The organism is Microbacterium sp. S308A+ (genome assembly GCF_049800815.1).
Lineage (GTDB): Bacteria > Actinomycetota > Actinomycetes > Actinomycetales > Microbacteriaceae > Microbacterium.
The window spans coordinates 86961-100851 of the sequence record NZ_JBNAFT010000005.1 but is presented as its reverse complement, the minus strand read 5'-3'; the positions used below and the strand labels follow the sequence as shown (position 1 = coordinate 100851).

General features: G+C 67.7%; 16 protein-coding genes. 1 reads left to right on the top strand and 15 read right to left on the bottom strand.

Annotation, left to right across the window (positions count from 1 at the left end; all coding sequences use genetic code 11):
• Positions 1 to 67 precede the first annotated feature (67 nt).
• From ACP15J_RS12995 to ACP15J_RS12975, 5 genes are all read right to left on the bottom strand, one after another.
• The gene (locus ACP15J_RS12995; RefSeq protein ID WP_424937601.1) at positions 68 to 718 is read right to left on the bottom strand and encodes a phosphatase PAP2 family protein; all 651 of its coding nucleotides are present in this window, start codon (positions 716 to 718) and stop codon (positions 68 to 70) included.
• Between the two features lie 99 nt (positions 719 to 817).
• Positions 818 to 2047, bottom strand: a complete 1230-nt coding sequence (locus ACP15J_RS12990; RefSeq protein ID WP_424980962.1) for a multidrug effflux MFS transporter — start codon at positions 2045 to 2047, stop codon at positions 818 to 820.
• A 582-nt stretch (positions 2048 to 2629) separates the two neighbouring features.
• On the bottom strand, positions 2630 to 3601 hold the full coding sequence (locus ACP15J_RS12985; protein WP_424937603.1) for a carbohydrate ABC transporter permease: 972 nt from the start codon (positions 3599 to 3601) through the stop codon (positions 2630 to 2632).
• Positions 3601 to 4821, bottom strand: a complete 1221-nt coding sequence (locus ACP15J_RS12980) for a carbohydrate ABC transporter permease (RefSeq protein WP_424980961.1) — start codon at positions 4819 to 4821, stop codon at positions 3601 to 3603. The genes ACP15J_RS12985 and ACP15J_RS12980 overlap by 1 nt, the downstream gene beginning before the upstream one ends.
• 210 nt (positions 4822 to 5031) lie before the next feature.
• On the bottom strand, positions 5032 to 6360 hold the full coding sequence (locus ACP15J_RS12975; RefSeq protein ID WP_197220140.1) for an extracellular solute-binding protein: 1329 nt from the start codon (positions 6358 to 6360) through the stop codon (positions 5032 to 5034).
• 278 nt (positions 6361 to 6638) lie between these two features.
• Between ACP15J_RS12975 and ACP15J_RS12970 the strand changes: the two genes are divergently transcribed.
• Complete coding sequence (locus ACP15J_RS12970; RefSeq protein WP_424937604.1) at positions 6639 to 7649, top strand: LacI family DNA-binding transcriptional regulator; 1011 nt, start codon at positions 6639 to 6641, stop codon at positions 7647 to 7649.
• A 54-nt stretch (positions 7650 to 7703) separates the two neighbouring features.
• Here ACP15J_RS12970 and rplL read toward each other — a convergent pair whose 3' ends face one another.
• From rplL to map, 10 genes are all read right to left on the bottom strand, one after another.
• A complete protein-coding gene (gene rplL / locus ACP15J_RS12965; protein ID WP_424937605.1) occupies positions 7704 to 8093 on the bottom strand; it encodes a 50S ribosomal protein L7/L12 in 390 nt (129 codons plus the stop codon).
• Positions 8094 to 8135: 42 nt separating this feature from the next.
• Entirely contained in the window at positions 8136 to 8651 is a 516-nt protein-coding gene (gene rplJ, locus ACP15J_RS12960) for a 50S ribosomal protein L10 (RefSeq protein ID WP_310018818.1), read from the bottom strand.
• A gap of 336 nt (positions 8652 to 8987) precedes the next feature.
• The gene (gene rplQ, locus ACP15J_RS12955) at positions 8988 to 9533 is read right to left on the bottom strand and encodes a 50S ribosomal protein L17 (protein WP_424937607.1); all 546 of its coding nucleotides are present in this window, start codon (positions 9531 to 9533) and stop codon (positions 8988 to 8990) included.
• Between the two features lie 34 nt (positions 9534 to 9567).
• Positions 9568 to 10557, bottom strand: a complete 990-nt coding sequence (locus ACP15J_RS12950) for a DNA-directed RNA polymerase subunit alpha (RefSeq protein ID WP_424937608.1) — start codon at positions 10555 to 10557, stop codon at positions 9568 to 9570.
• Between the two features lie 119 nt (positions 10558 to 10676).
• A complete protein-coding gene (gene rpsK / locus ACP15J_RS12945) occupies positions 10677 to 11075 on the bottom strand; it encodes a 30S ribosomal protein S11 (protein WP_045249905.1) in 399 nt (132 codons plus the stop codon).
• 28 nt (positions 11076 to 11103) lie between these two features.
• The gene (gene rpsM / locus ACP15J_RS12940; protein WP_424937609.1) at positions 11104 to 11478 is read right to left on the bottom strand and encodes a 30S ribosomal protein S13; all 375 of its coding nucleotides are present in this window, start codon (positions 11476 to 11478) and stop codon (positions 11104 to 11106) included.
• Positions 11479 to 11659: 181 nt separating this feature from the next.
• Positions 11660 to 11776: a 50S ribosomal protein L36 gene (rpmJ, locus tag ACP15J_RS12935; protein ID WP_005050492.1), complete on the bottom strand. Its 117-nt coding sequence runs from the start codon at positions 11774 to 11776 to the stop codon at positions 11660 to 11662.
• Positions 11777 to 11843: 67 nt separating this feature from the next.
• Positions 11844 to 12065 carry a translation initiation factor IF-1 gene (gene infA, locus ACP15J_RS12930; RefSeq protein ID WP_018171468.1) on the bottom strand — a complete coding sequence of 74 codons (222 nt, stop codon included), beginning with the start codon at positions 12063 to 12065 and terminating at the stop codon, positions 11844 to 11846.
• 171 nt (positions 12066 to 12236) lie between these two features.
• Positions 12237 to 12899 (bottom strand): thioredoxin domain-containing protein, encoded by a 663-nt coding sequence (locus ACP15J_RS12925; RefSeq protein WP_197220029.1) that lies wholly within the window; start codon positions 12897 to 12899, stop codon positions 12237 to 12239.
• Between the two features lie 125 nt (positions 12900 to 13024).
• Positions 13025 to 13891 carry a type I methionyl aminopeptidase gene (map, locus tag ACP15J_RS12920; RefSeq protein ID WP_424937610.1) on the bottom strand — a complete coding sequence of 289 codons (867 nt, stop codon included), beginning with the start codon at positions 13889 to 13891 and terminating at the stop codon, positions 13025 to 13027.

Here is a 13891-nt window from a genome sequence, read left to right as displayed (position 1 = left end):
CTGGAAGCGGGCGAGGCTGAGGTGAACGAGCTGAGGCGGGCGGGCCGAGACAGCGGGCCCGTCCAGCCTAGCGAGCGGAGACGCCGGACACACGGGCGAGGATCCCCCGCCCGGTCCGTCCGCGCACGATCCACGGCCACACAGCCGCCGCGACGAGGAGCGCAGCGCCGACGCCGATCACGGTGCCCCCGATCACGTCGCTGAACCAGTGGACGCTGAGCACCGTCCGCGAGAACGCCATCGCGATCACCCACAGCGTGCCACCGATCACGCTCAGGATGTTCGGGAAGAGCAGGCACAGCACCACGGCGATCGTCGCCGCGTTCGCCGCGTGACCCGAAGGGAAAGAGCCGAAGTCGGAGGCGACGAGGAGGTCCGGCGGCCGAGGCCTCCCGACGACGTGCTTGACGAGCTGAACCAGAGCGGCGCTCGCCAGGAAGGCGGCGAGCGCGAACGCGGCGGATCGCCACCCCCGGACCAGCAGCAGGATCGCCGCCAGGACGAGGGGGACGAGGAAGGTCGCGATCCATCCTCCGCCCAGACCGTTCATCACCAGGGCGAATCCGACAAGCGCCGGGGAGCGCCACTCGCCCATCTTGAGGTTCCAGGCGGCGTCGAGCGGCTGGAGGACACCTGCTCCCGCCATGACCAGCGCGCCGAGGACGGCGGCCACGCCCAGGCAGGCGATACCGGCGGCGAGGGCGCTGCGTCGGGTCATCCTCCCATTCTCGACGGCCGCGCTGGGAACCTCCTGCGGCGTCGGGCTGACTCCTATCCGGCTCTTATCGAGCGGCCTCGCGCCGGGCCCAGGCGCAGCTCAGGGGCTCAGCATCCCGACCGTCCGCGGCCTCACGATCAGCCACAGCGAGAGGATGCCCACCACCGCGCAGCCCACCATTACCGAGGCCATCGTCGTGGCGGTGATCCCGGCGTCCTTGGCGATCCAGCCGACGATCGGGGAGATGAGAGCTGCGACGCCGTTGTTGCTCGCGCCGAGGATCGAGGCGGCCGTGCCCGCGGCCTTGCCGTGCCTGTCGAGCGCGAGCACCTGCACGCAGGGGAAGCTGAACCCGCACGCGGTCATGAAGAGCCACAGCGGGACGACGGTGCCCCACAGGCCCAGACCCAGCTGGTCGGTCACGATGATCGCCGTCCCCGACAGCAGGAGCACCGCCGTGGAGACGGCGAGGACCCACTGCGGGCCGAACCGCGCGGCCAGACGAGAGGAGACCTGCACGCCCACCACCACGCCGACCGAGTTCGCGGCGAAGAGCAGGCCGTACTGCTGCGCATCGAGGCCGTGCGTCTGCTGGAACAGGAACGGGGACGCGGACAGATAGGAGAAGAGGCCGGAGAACGTCATCCCGCCGATGATGAGGACGCCGACGAAGACCCGATCCGACAGCACACTGCGATAACGCTGCCAGACAGTGGTGGCGCCGCGTTCCTGCCGTCGCTCGCGCGGAAGCGTCTCCGGGATGAGCACGAGCGCGGAGACCAGCATGACGGCTCCGTACACGGCCAGCACGATGAAGATGCCCTGCCAGGGCATGACGCCCAGCAGCCACGATCCGATCAGCGGGGCGACCACAGGAGCGACGCCGGAGACGAGGGCGAGTCGGGAGAGCATGACGACAAGCCGGCGCCCGCCGAACAGGTCCCGGACGATCGCCATCGCCACGACGCCGCCCGCGGCCGCGCCGATGCCCATCAGCACGCGCGCCGCACCGAGCAGGAGGAGCTCTGAGGAGAACGCCGCGGCCACGCTCGCCAGGACGTGCAGCGCCGTCACGGCGATCAAAGGGAAGCGCCGTCCCACCTTGTCGCTCAGCGGGCCGACGATCAGCTGGCCGATCGCGAACCCGATCATTGTCCCGGTGAGGGTGAGCTGGATCGCCGCCGCCGTCGTCTGGAAGTCGGCCTCGAGCACGGGGAAGGCCGGCAGGTAGAGGTCGATCGTGAACGGCCCCAGAGCCGTGAGCGCGCCGAGCAGGATGATGTAGACGACGCGCCGCGCGGCCGGGATCGCGTCGCCCGGATGCAGCATCACGGGCGCGGTGGCCGGGTTCGCCCCGAGCGTGCGGATCGCTCCGGTCGGTGTGGAGGTGCGGATGCTGCCGGTGATCGTCCGGATGCTCCCCGTCACGGCGCGTTCGGTCCCACTGTGGTGGTCGGTCCCGGTGTGGTCTGCCCTCGGATGCTCCGTGCCGGCAGCGCCGTCCCCCGCGCCGCCGGCCGCCGCACGCGCGACGGCGTCGTCGCCGGAGGGAATGGGCGCGGTAGGGGGAGTGGACGGGGTGTGTTCAGTCACAGGGGGACCTTCCAGGGAAGGGGCGGACAGGGACGACCGGAGGGACCGACCGGAGAGCACGGAGCGGACCGCGGATCACGCCACGCGCCGAGCATGAACGAGGCGACGCCACGAGCCCGGCGCCAAGACCGGTGCGCCGCGGACACAGGATCGCGGATGCTCGGTCGAACCGATTCGACCCGCGAATCCCCCCAGCCTACTCCCCGATCGGCCTGCGCGCAGCCGCACGCACGCCCGACCATATGCGCCCCGGACGCGCGAAAGCCGGGCCGGCGGAGGCGCGTACGCGCTCCTGCCGACCCGGCTCGCCGCCGCGTGCTACCCCTTGGTCGCTCCCGCGAGAAGGCCGCGGACGAAGAACCGCTGCAGCGCGAAGAAGACGATCAGCGGGACGATGATCGAGATGAACGTCCCCGCGGACTGCAGGAACCACTTGTCGCCCCACGATCCCGACAAGGAGTTCAACGTCTGCGTCAACGGCAAGGAGGACGATGGCGCGAAGATCGTCGCCACGAGGAGATCGTTCCAGACCCAGAGGAACTGGAAGATCCCGAACGACGCGATCGCCGGCATCGCCAGCGGCAGGACGATCCGGAAGAAGATCTGCCCGTGACCTGCGCCGTCCACCCGTGCCGCCTCCACGATCTCCCCGGGGATCTCGGAGATGAAGTTGTGCAGCATGAAGATCGCCAGCGGCATCGCGAAGATCGCGTGGGCGATCCACACGGTCGCGAAGCTGTGGTCCACGTCGCGCAGACCGAGCCCGGGGAACACCTGCACCTCTCCGATGGTGAGACCGCGCGAGAACAGCGACAGCAGCGGGACGAGCGCCATCTGGATCGGCACGATCTGCAGCGCGAACACGAACACGAAGATCACGTTCTTGCCCCAGAAGTCGATCCATGCGAACCCGTAGGCCGCGAGCGACGCGATCACGATCGGGATGACCGTGGCCGGGATCGCGATGGCCAACGAGTTGAGGAAGGACTCCCCGAGCGTCAGCGCGGTCCCGCCGGAGGTGAGCGCCTGGAAGTAGTTGTCCAGCGTGAAGCTCGGGTTGACGAAGACCGTCCACCAGCCCGTGCTGTTCGAGTCCGCGCCGGGCCGGAACGAGGTGACGAAGAGACCGAAGGTCGGGATCGTCCAGAAGATCGCGATGATCACGGCGCCGATCGTGGCGCCCTTCGACGTGAGCCGCTTCTGGGCGGTCTTCTCGTTGCGGCGGGTGTCGCGCTCGACCTGTCGCTTCGTGCGGTTGTCGGCGATGATCGCCGTCTGCGTGGCGGACATCAGCGGATCTCCCTCTGCTTGCGCATCTGTCGGGCGTTGTAGATGATCAGCGGCAGCACGAACAGGAACAGGACCACGGCAAGGGCCGAGGAGTGCCCGTAGCTCTGGAACCGCTGCTGCTGGTTCACCATCTCGAAGCCCAACACGGTGGTGTTCGCCCGTCCGCCGGTCATGACCGCGACGATGTCGTACACCTTCAGCGAGGCGATCGTGATCGTGGTGAGCACGACGATCATCGAGCTGCGGATCCCGGGGAAGGTGACGTTGCGGAACCTCTCCCAGGCGTTGGCGCCGTCAAGCGCGGCGGCCTCCAGCTGCTCGGTGGGAACCGCCTTGATCGCGGCGGAGAGGATCACCATCGCGAAGCCGGTCTGCGTCCAGATGAACACGATCAACAGGAAGAACGTGTTCAGCAGGGGCTGGGCGTCGAGCCAGGACACCGGCTCTCCGCCGAAGAACGTGACGATCGCGTTGAGCAGTCCGATCTGGTCGCCCTGCCGGAAGTCGTACATGAACTTCCAGATGATGCCGGCCCCGACGAACGAGATCGCGACGGGCATGAAGACCAGGACCTTCAGCACCTTCTCACCACGTGCCCGGTCGATGAACACCGCGTAGGCGAGGCCGATCGCCGCCGAGAAGGCCGGCGCGATCAGCGCCCAGATGAGGGTGTTGATCACCGACCAGAAGCCCTCGGGGTTGGTGAAGGCCCAGACGTAGTTCTCGAACCCCACGAACGTCTTGCCGCTCTTGTCGAAGAACGACTGCACGATGGTGCTGATCGCCGGGTAGACCAGCCCGAGGACGAGCAGGGTCGCCGCCGGAGCCATGAAGAGGACGAGCTGCACGAGGTAGCCCGACCCCTGTCGCGCACGGTAGTCGGCGAAGAACAGCAGCCCGCCGGCGATCAGCGCGATCGCCATCACGTACAGGACCGCGTTCTGATACGGCCTCAACAGCATGAACGCCAGCGCCGGGATCGCGAAGCTCGCGATGAGGCGGAGCCAGAAGTAGCCCTTCCCCGGGCGCGGCGCGTACTCGATCAGCAGCAGCAGGATGCCGACGACGGCGCCGAAGACCACCAGGATGATCGGGATCTGCACCAGCGGGCTCAGCCCCCCGATCCAGACGAAGAAGCTCCGGAGCGAGAAGCCCAACGACGTTGGGCTGGGCTCCGGCGCCGGTGCGCTGACGAGCAGCGCGATGAAGATCGCGGCCATCGCGATCGCTCCGACGACGATGGCCGTCACGGTGACGGATCGTGAGGCGATCGTCCGGCCGCTCGTCGACGTGGCCACGGATGTCTGCGACATGTGGTCCCCCTTCTCGGTTCTCCGTCGAACTCATCAGGCACACCTGCTGGGACGGCTGCGGGGGCCGCCCGCCGAAGCGGACGGACCCCGCAGCGCAGTCCCGCAGGTAACGCCAGACTAGTTCTTGTAGCCCGCCTGGATGTCGTTCAGCACGTCAGCGGTCGGCTTTCCGTCGATCCAGCTCACCATGCCCTTCCAGAAGGAGCCCGAGCCCACCACGGACGGCATCAGGTCGGAGGCGTCGAAACGCATGACCGTCTTCTCGTCCTGCAGGGTCTTCATCGCGTCGGTGAGGAACTCGCTCGAGGCCAGCGACGGGTCGGCGCCCTTGTTCGCGGAGATGACCCCGCCGAGCTTGACCCGCGCGTCTGCGAAGTCAGCCGAGGACATGTACTCGAGGACCTTCTTGGTGGCATCGGTGTCGGTGAGACCGGCGACGAACTCGCCGCCACCCTCGATGGCGAGCTCGCCCTCCTTCATGCCCGGAAGCACGAAGGCGTAGACGTCGCCGTCGGCCGCGACCTTCGGGGCCTGTCCGGCCGCGGTCTTCACGTCGAGGAAGTTCGCGGAGAGGAACGAGGCCTGGTGGGTCAGCGCGCAGCTGCCGTCCGCGACCTTGGCCGCGACGTCTGCGAACGCGGTCGAGTTGATGCTCTTCACGTCGCCGAAGCCGGCGTTCACGTACTCCGGGTTCAGGAGGATCTTGCCCACGGCGTCGAAGGCGTCCTTGATCTCCGGGTCGGTGAACTTCACGTCGCCCGCGGCCCACTTGTCGTAGACGTCAGGACCGCTCTGGCGCAGGACGAGGTCCTCGATCCAGTCGGTGCCCGGCCAGCCGGAGGCGTCGCCGGAGGCGAACCCGGCGCACCACGGAGCCGCACCGCTCTTCTCCTTGACCGTCTGGGTCAGCGTCAGCAGCTCGTCCCAGGTCTTGGGGACCTCGACGCCCCACTCCTTGAACTTCGCCGGGGAGTACCAGACGTAGCCCTTCACGTTGCCGAGCATCGGCGCGGCGTAGAAGGTGCCGTCGACCGTGCCGTACTTCTTCCAGTCGGCGGACCAGTTCTTGTCGACGTTCGCGGTGACCGCCTCCGTCGCCTTCTTGACCTCGCCGGTCTCGATGAGGCTCTTGAGCAGGCCGGGCTGGGGCACGATCGCGATGTCGGGCGCATTGCCGCCCGTCACCTTGGTGACGATGTTGCCTTCGAAGCCCTTGTCACCGGTGTACTCCACCTTGATGCCGGTCTCCTTGGTGAAGTCCGCGAAGGCCTCATTGAGCTTGTCCGCCTCGGAGCCGGTGATGCCACCGGAGATCTTGACCGTCTGACCCTTGTCGGATCCTCCGCCGCCACCCGAGCTGCCCTCCGCGCAACCGGCGAGTGCGAGGCCCAGAACGCCGATGACGGCGAGCGGGGCGACGAGACGACGTCGCTGAGACATTCCCATACGTTTCTCCTTTGAACCGCGCGGGGAACGCTTCCCCGCGCCGGGGCTCCTCTCAGGAACCGCTTCCAGGCGACTCTAGGCGAGGTCCGATTCGCAACACAACACCAGTGGATCACAACCTGACAACCATTCTCGGCTCGCCCGCCTCCGTCTCATGGGAGCGGTACCATCCGGAAGGACATGGAACCGGTTCCTTTTTTTGGCCGTGCGCACTACGCTGGAGGCTCGCACCATCGCCGGGCTAGGGGATCCCACGACGGGGAGAGGATCTCGGATCGATGACGACCATTGCCGACGTCGCCGCGCGGGCAGGCGTGTCGAAGGCCACCGCCAGCCGCGCCCTCAGCGGGCACGGATACGTCTCCCCGCCGACCAGGGAGCGTGTGGAACGCGCGGCTCAGGAGCTCTCCTACATCGCACATTCCGGCGCCACCAACCTCGCCACCGGACGGATGCAGACCGTGGGCGTGATCATGCCGTCCGTCGACCGGTGGTACTTCGCCGAGCTGCTGTCCGGCCTCCAGCAGGCGCTCGTCGCCGCGCAGCTCGACCTCGTCCTCTACAACGCGCCGGAAGGCAGTTCCGACCGGGAGCGGATGCTCGATCACGCGCTCTCCCGGAGACGTTTCGATGGCATCATCGCGGTCTGCGTGCAGCCGGGCGCGGACGAGCTGGACCGGCTCGAGGCCGCCGGCCTCCCCCTGGTCACCGTCGGCCCGTTCCACGAGCGATCCAGCGCCGTGTCGATCGACGACGTCGCCGCCGCGCGCGTGGCCACCGAACACCTCATCGACCTGGGGCACGAGGACATCGCGTTCCTCGGCGGCATCCCGGAGCCAGATCGCTTCGGGATCGGGGATGAATGGCGAGCGGCCGGATATCGCTCCTCGATGATCGCCGCAGGGCTGGAGGGCAGGATCAGGGAGGTGCCGGCGGCGTCGACGATCCCCGACGCGTTCATCGCCGCGGTCGATCTTCTCGCCGACCGACGGCATCGCCCCACCGCTCTCGTCGCCGTCTGCGACGAGAGCGCGATCGGCACGATCGTGGCCGCGCGGCGGCTCGGCATCGGCGTGCCCTCCGAGCTCAGCATCGTCGGCATCGACGACCACCGCTACGCGGAGATGTTCGCGCTCACCACCATCCGGCAGAACCCGCTCGCCCAAGGGGTTGAAGCGGTACGGCTGCTGCGGGATCGGATGGCGGAGCCCGAGGGCGCCGCAGAGCACGTCCTCGCCCCGTCCTCGCTCGTCGTGCGCTCCTCCACCGCCGGTCCACGCGCCGGATGAAACGCAGGAAGGCCCCGGGCGAACCCGGGGCCTTCCACGCGTCGAGACGCGAGATTACTTGAGGGTGACCGACGCGCCGGCCTCCTCCAGAGCAGCCTTGGCCTTGTCGGCGGTCTCCTTGTTGGCGCCCTCGAGGACAGCCTTCGGAGCACCGTCGACGAGCGCCTTGGCCTCGCCGAGGCCGAGCGAGGTGAGCTCGCGGACGACCTTGATGACCTGGATCTTCTTGTCGCCGGCGGCGTCGAGGATGACGTCGAACGAGTCCTTCTCCTCGACCTCCTCGGCGGCACCCGCGCCACCGGCAGCGCCGGCGGCGGCAACCGCGACCGGAGCCGCAGCGGTGACGTCGAAGGTCTCCTCGAAGGCCTTAACGAACTCGGAGAGCTCGATGAGGGTGAGCTCCTTGAACGCGTCGAGCAGCTCCTCGGTGCTGAGCTTTGCCATGATGTATCTCCTTGATTGGGGTTTGTCTTGCCGTGCCCGTTATCAGGCAGCGGACTCCTGCTTCTCACGCAGCGCGTCGACCGTGCGGACGGCCTTCGACAGCGGAGCGTTGAAGAGGTACGCCGCCTTGGTGAGCGAGGCCTTCATCGCGCCGGCGAGCTTCGCCAGCAGGACTTCACGGCTCTCGAGGTCGGCGAGCTTGTTGACCTCGTCTGCGGTCAGCGGGTTGCCATCGAAATAGCCGCCCTTGATCACGAGAAGAGGGTGTGCCTTGGCGAAGGCACGCAGGCCCTTCGCGACGGCGACCGGGTCGCCGTGCACGAACGCGATGGCCGACGGACCCTTGAGGTCGTCGTCCATCGACGAGATCCCCGCGTTGTTCGCGGCGATCTTCGTCAGCGTGTTCTTCACCACGGCGTACTCCGCGTCCTGACGGATGCTGTTGCGGAGCTCCTTGAGCTCGGCAACCGTCAGACCGCGGTACTCGGTGAGCAGAACGGCGGTCGAGTCCTCGAAGTTCTTCGTGAGCTCGGCGACCGATGCTTCCTTCTGCGCCATGGCCACTCCTTGTGTGTACGAGATGCCTCACGGCGGTGGGGCATCGGCCTTGACCTCGGTCGCTCTCGGCGCTGTGGGCAAAGAAAAAGCTCCGGCGCAAGCGCACGGAGCGGACATCCAGAATCTGGAGGACGATCGTGTCACCTGCGCGGGCCCCTTCGCAGGATGCGGGATCCTGGTCAGCAGTGCTTCGATCGGGATCCGCTCGCGCGCACCCCGATGACCGGCGGTCTTCGGTTATGTCCAGGATACCCACGCCGGAGCCGCCCGGCAAATCCACGAGGCCCGCCTCCCCGAAGGGGCGACGGGCCTCGTGCGGATCGAGCGATCGGGCGCTTACTCAGCGGCCTTCTCGTCGGTGGCCTTCTCCTCCGCGGCAGCGGCGGGGGCCTCTTCGACGACCTCGGCGGTCTCCTCGGCCGGAGCCTCCTCCGCAGGCTTCTGCTCGGCCTTCGGCTCCTCCGCCTTGGCGGACTTGGCCGCCGTGGCGGCAGGCTTCGCGGCAGCCTTCTTCTTCGGCGTGACGGGCTCGAGCACGAGCTCGATCACGGCCATCGGCGCGTTGTCGCCCTTGCGGTTGCCGACCTTCGTGATGCGGGTGTAGCCGCCCTCGCGCTCGGCGACCAGCGGAGCGATCTCGGCGAACAGCACGTGCGTCGCGTCCTTGTCACGCAGGATCGAGAGCACCCGACGACGGGCGTGCAGGTCCCCGCGCTTGGCGAAGGTGACGAGACGCTCGGCGAGCGGACGCAGGCGCTTGGCCTTGGTCTCGGTCGTCTTGATCGACTTGTGCGTGAACAGGGCCGCGGCGAGGTTCGCAAGCAGCAGACGCTCGTGGGCGGGGCCGCCTCCGAGGCGGGGACCCTTCGTGGGCTTGGGCATTGTTGTCTAACTCCTGGATCGGAAAAGGGAGGATTCAGTAGGACTCGTCTTCGGAGCCGCCGTAGAAGTGGGCGCCGTCGAAACCGGGCACCGAGTCCTTCAGCGACAGGCCGAGCGAGACGAGCTTGTCGCGCACCTCGTCCACCGACTTCTGTCCGAAATTGCGGATGTTCATGAGCTGTGTCTCCGAGAGGGCGACGAGCTCGGACACCGTGTTGATGCCTTCGCGCTTGAGGCAGTTGTACGAGCGGACCGACAGGTCGAGGTCCTCGATCGGCATGGACAGCTCGTTCGAGAGCACGGCCTCGACCGGCGCAGGGCCGATCTCGATGCCCTCGGCCTCGACGTTCAGCTCGCGGGCGAGGCCGAACAGCTCGGTCAGGGTACGACCGGCGGAGGCGACGGCGTCACGCGGGGCGATCGCCGGCTTGGTCTCCACGTCCAGGACGAGCTTGTCGAAGTCGGTGCGCTCCCCGGCACGGGTCGCGTCGACGCGGTAGCTCACCTTCAGGACCGGCGAGTAGATCGAGTCGATCGGGATCTGCCCCGCCTCGGCGTACTCGCTGCGGTTCTGCGCCGCCGACACGTAGCCGCGGCCGCGCTCGATCGTGAGCTCGAGCTCGAACTTCGCGGTGTCGTTGAGCGTCGCGATCACGAGCTCGGGGTTGTGCACCTCGACACCGGCGGGGGCCGAGATGTCGGCCGCCGTGACCTCGCCCGCGCCGGTCTTGCGCAGGTAGGCCGTGATCGGCTCGTCCCGCTCAGACGAGACGACGAGCTGCTTGATGTTCAGGATGATCTCGGTGACATCCTCCTTCACACCCGGGATGGTGCTGAACTCGTGGAGGACGCCGTCGATGCGGACGCTGGTGACCGCGGCGCCGGGGATCGACGAGAGCAGGCTGCGACGCAGCGCGTTGCCGATCGTGTAACCGAATCCGGGCTCGAGCGGCTCGATGATGAACCGGCTGCGGTTCTCGGAGATCTTTTCCTCGGTGAGAGTGGGACGCTGTGCGATGAGCACTGGGTGTTCCTTTCGATCACGTGCCCGCTATATGACACGTGTTGGGTGAGGTGTTGAGTTGTGAGAGAGACGCGGGCGAGGATGCCTCGGAGAGTTCCGGAGGCATCCTCGCGAGGCGATCAGACGCGGCGCCGCTTCGGCGGGCGGCAGCCGTTGTGCGCCTGCGGCGTGACGTCCTGGATCGAGCCCACCTCGAGGCCGGCGGCCTGCAGCGAGCGGATCGCGGTCTCGCGGCCCGAGCCGGGGCCCTTCACGAACACGTCGACCTTCTTCACGCCGTGCTCCTGCGCCTGACGGGCGGCGGACTCCGCGGCCATGCCGGCGGCGTACGGCGTCGACTTGCGCGAGCCCTTGAAGCCCACGCCACCGGAGGAGGCCCAGCTGATGACGGCGCCGGACGGATCGGTGATGGAAACGATGGTGTTGTTGAACGTCGACTTGATGTGGGCCTGGCCCAGCGCGATGTTCTTCTTCTCCTTGCGGCGCGGCTTGCGCGCGGCGGCCTTGGGTGCAGCCATGAAAGTCTTCTCCTCTTACCCGGGCCGCTTAGCGGGCCTTCTTCTTGCCGGCGACGGTGCGCTTCGGGCCCTTGCGGGTACGCGCGTTGGTCTTGGTGCGCTGACCGCGGACCGGCAGGCCACGGCGATGACGGAGGCCCTCGTAGGAGCCGATCTCGACCTTGCGGCGGATGTCGGCCGCCACCTCACGGCGAAGGTCACCCTCCACCTTGTAGTTGGCCTCGATGTAGTCGCGGAGCGCGACGAGCTGGTCGTCGCTGAGGTCCTTCACACGGATCGACTCATCGATCTCGGTGGCCTTGAGGATCTCCACGGAGCGGGTACGGCCAACGCCGTAGATGTAGGTGAGGGCGATCACCACGCGCTTGTCGCGCGGGATGTCGACGCCGGCAAGACGTGCCATGCGATTCTCCTGAGTGTTGATGGAGGTGTGGAGCAGGATCGGTGCCCGGGCCTCCGCCCCGAGGTGTCCCCGGCCGTCCGGTCGCACGAGGGCGCCGAGCCGGCCGGATCTGATCCTGCCTGTGTCAGATATTGAGTTGTGGATGCGCGAGCGCGGCCGCGCAGCGGAGCGAGCCTGCGGCTCAGCCCTGGCGCTGCTTGTGGCGCGGGTTGCTCTTGCAGATCACCATGACGCGGCCGTGACGGCGGATCACCTTGCAGTGATCGCAGATGGGCTTGACGCTGGGGTTGACCTTCATGATGTTTCCTGTTCGCTGTCTTCACCGGGCAGACGCCGAGACGCCTGGGGTGTTACTTCTCGACCGATCAGCGGTAGCGATAGACGATGCGGCCTCGTGTGAGGTCGTAGGGCGAGAGCTCCACGACGACACGATCCTCGGGAATGATGCGGATGTAGTTCTGCCGCATCTTGCCGGAGATCGTGGCAAGGACCTTGTGCCCGTTGCTGAGCTCAACGCGGAACATCGCGTTGGGCAGCGCCTCGGACACGACGCCCTCGATCTCGATGACACCGTCTTTCTTAGCCATAGCCTCGCTGACGCTTGTGCAGACCGATCGATCTGCGGTGGATGGGATGGATGCGGGCCAGGCCGTCGGACACGCCGAACAAAGGCGCAAGGCACCAAAGATCTATGTTAGACGCGTTCCCCGCATCCGGCAAGCCGGGCGGGGAACGCGTCGGTCGAGGCGTCGCGAGGATCAGCCGAGCAGCGCGTCCAGCTCCTTCACGCCGTCCTTCTGCAGGTCGAGGCGCTTGCCGTTGATCTCGATCGTGGGCGTGCTCTGGACCTTGGCCTTGACCGCCTGCGCGGCCGGGTACTTGAGGTACTTCTCGTCCGTGATGCACGAGGTGGCCTCGTCGGCGCCGACCTCCTTGGCGTATCCGGCGATCTGGTCGTTCGTGAGGCCGGGGGTGTTCTCCTGCGGCTGGTTCTTGAAGAGCGTCCGAGCGAAGGCGAGGTACTTGTCGGGCGACGTCTCCGCCACGCAGAACGCCGCCGCGCCAGAGCGGGAGGAGTACTGCGTGCCCTGCGAGTAGCGGTCGAGGATCGCCACCGGGTGGTATTCGAGCGTGATCTTGCCGTCGTCGGCGGCCTTCTTGAGCTTGTCCCCGTACTGCGTCTCGAAGGTGTTGCACGCGGGGCACTGGAAGTCGAGGTACACGGCAACAGTGTCCTTGCCCTTGCCGAACGTCAGCGCGCCGGTGTCGGCGTTGAGGATCTCGCTCGTCGGCGCGGGACCCGCGTCGGTGGCCTTGCTGTTCAGCCAGAACACCACACCGCCGAGTGCGACGAGCACGACGACGACGGCGATGGAGACTCCGATGGCGAACCCGTTGCTCTTGCCCTTCGCAGCGGCCATTCTCTTCCGTTCTCTCGGGGACCGCACGGGGCCCTCGTACTGTGTTCCTCCATCATGCCCGCAGGATTCTGTGTCCTGCGTGAGAAATCGCGCAGGACGAGCGGGAGCCGACGCGCACGACGGCTCTAGGCGTCGGCGATCGGCGTCGGCGTCACTCCGAAGGGAGCAAGTCCCGCCGCCCCTCCGTCCGGAGCCGTCAGCACCCAGATCCCGTCCCGGTGCACGGCCACGCTGTGCTCCCAGTGCGAGCCGTCTGAGCCGTCGACGGTGGTGACGGTCCAGTCGTCGTCCTCGACGAAGGTCTCCTCACCGCCGGCGGTCACCATCGGCTCGATCGCCATCACGAGCCCTGGACGGACTTCAGGACCGGCGTCCGAGGTGCGGTAGTTGAACAGGCTCGGCGCCTCGTGCATCTTGCGTCCGATGCCGTGGCCCACATACTCGCGGAGGATGCCGTAGGCCTCGATGTCGTCCGTCGCGCCGGACGGAGCACCCGCGGCGTGGATCCGGTCCTCGATCGCCGCGCTCACGTCGCCCAGCGTCCGCGCGGAGGCCATCGCGGCGATCCCCGCCCACATCGACGCCTCGGTCACACGAGAGAGCTCCTCCCGGCGCGCCACGAGCTCCGGTCGCTCGGGATCGGGCACCACGACCGTGATCGCGCTGTCGCCGTTCCAGCCCCGGAACTGCGCCCCGCAGTCGATCGAGACGACATCCCCGGGCTGCAGGACGCGATCGCCGGGGATCCCGTGCACGACCTGCTCATTGACCGAGATACAGGTCGAGTGATGGTAGCCGCGCACGAGCATGAAGTTCGGCTCGGCGCCGCGGCTCCGGATCAGACGCTCCGCGGCCGCGTCGAGCTCGGCGGTCGTGACGCCGGGGCGGATCAGCGCCGTGGCCGCGGCGAGGGCGGCCGCGGTGATGAGGCCGGGCTCGACCATCGACCGCAGCTGAGCGGGCGACTTGTAGATCGAACGACGGAAGGCCAC

Coding starts and splice junctions, on each gene's coding strand:
- ACP15J_RS12925 (WP_197220029.1), bottom strand. CDS start 12,899: ATGGCCGCTGCGAAGGGCAAGAGCAACGGGTTCGCCATCGGAGTCTCC.
- rpsM (WP_424937609.1), bottom strand. CDS start 11,478: ATGGCACGTCTTGCCGGCGTCGACATCCCGCGCGACAAGCGCGTGGTG.
- infA (WP_018171468.1), bottom strand. CDS start 12,065: ATGGCTAAGAAAGACGGTGTCATCGAGATCGAGGGCGTCGTGTCCGAG.
- rplJ (WP_310018818.1), bottom strand. CDS start 8,651: ATGGCGCAGAAGGAAGCATCGGTCGCCGAGCTCACGAAGAACTTCGAG.
- rpmJ (WP_005050492.1), bottom strand. CDS start 11,776: ATGAAGGTCAACCCCAGCGTCAAGCCCATCTGCGATCACTGCAAGGTG.
- ACP15J_RS12990 (WP_424980962.1), bottom strand. CDS start 2,047: ATGCTGCATCCGGGCGACGCGATCCCGGCCGCGCGGCGCGTCGTCTAC.
- ACP15J_RS12970 (WP_424937604.1), top strand. CDS start 6,639: ATGACGACCATTGCCGACGTCGCCGCGCGGGCAGGCGTGTCGAAGGCC.
- rplL (WP_424937605.1), bottom strand. CDS start 8,093: ATGGCAAAGCTCAGCACCGAGGAGCTGCTCGACGCGTTCAAGGAGCTC.
- ACP15J_RS12980 (WP_424980961.1), bottom strand. CDS start 4,821: ATGGCCGCGATCTTCATCGCGCTGCTCGTCAGCGCACCGGCGCCGGAG.
- rplQ (WP_424937607.1), bottom strand. CDS start 9,533: ATGCCCAAGCCCACGAAGGGTCCCCGCCTCGGAGGCGGCCCCGCCCAC.
- ACP15J_RS12995 (WP_424937601.1), bottom strand. CDS start 718: ATGACCCGACGCAGCGCCCTCGCCGCCGGTATCGCCTGCCTGGGCGTG.
- rpsK (WP_045249905.1), bottom strand. CDS start 11,075: ATGGCTGCACCCAAGGCCGCCGCGCGCAAGCCGCGCCGCAAGGAGAAG.
- ACP15J_RS12985 (WP_424937603.1), bottom strand. CDS start 3,601: ATGTCCGCCACGCAGACGGCGATCATCGCCGACAACCGCACGAAGCGA.
- ACP15J_RS12975 (WP_197220140.1), bottom strand. CDS start 6,360: ATGGGAATGTCTCAGCGACGTCGTCTCGTCGCCCCGCTCGCCGTCATC.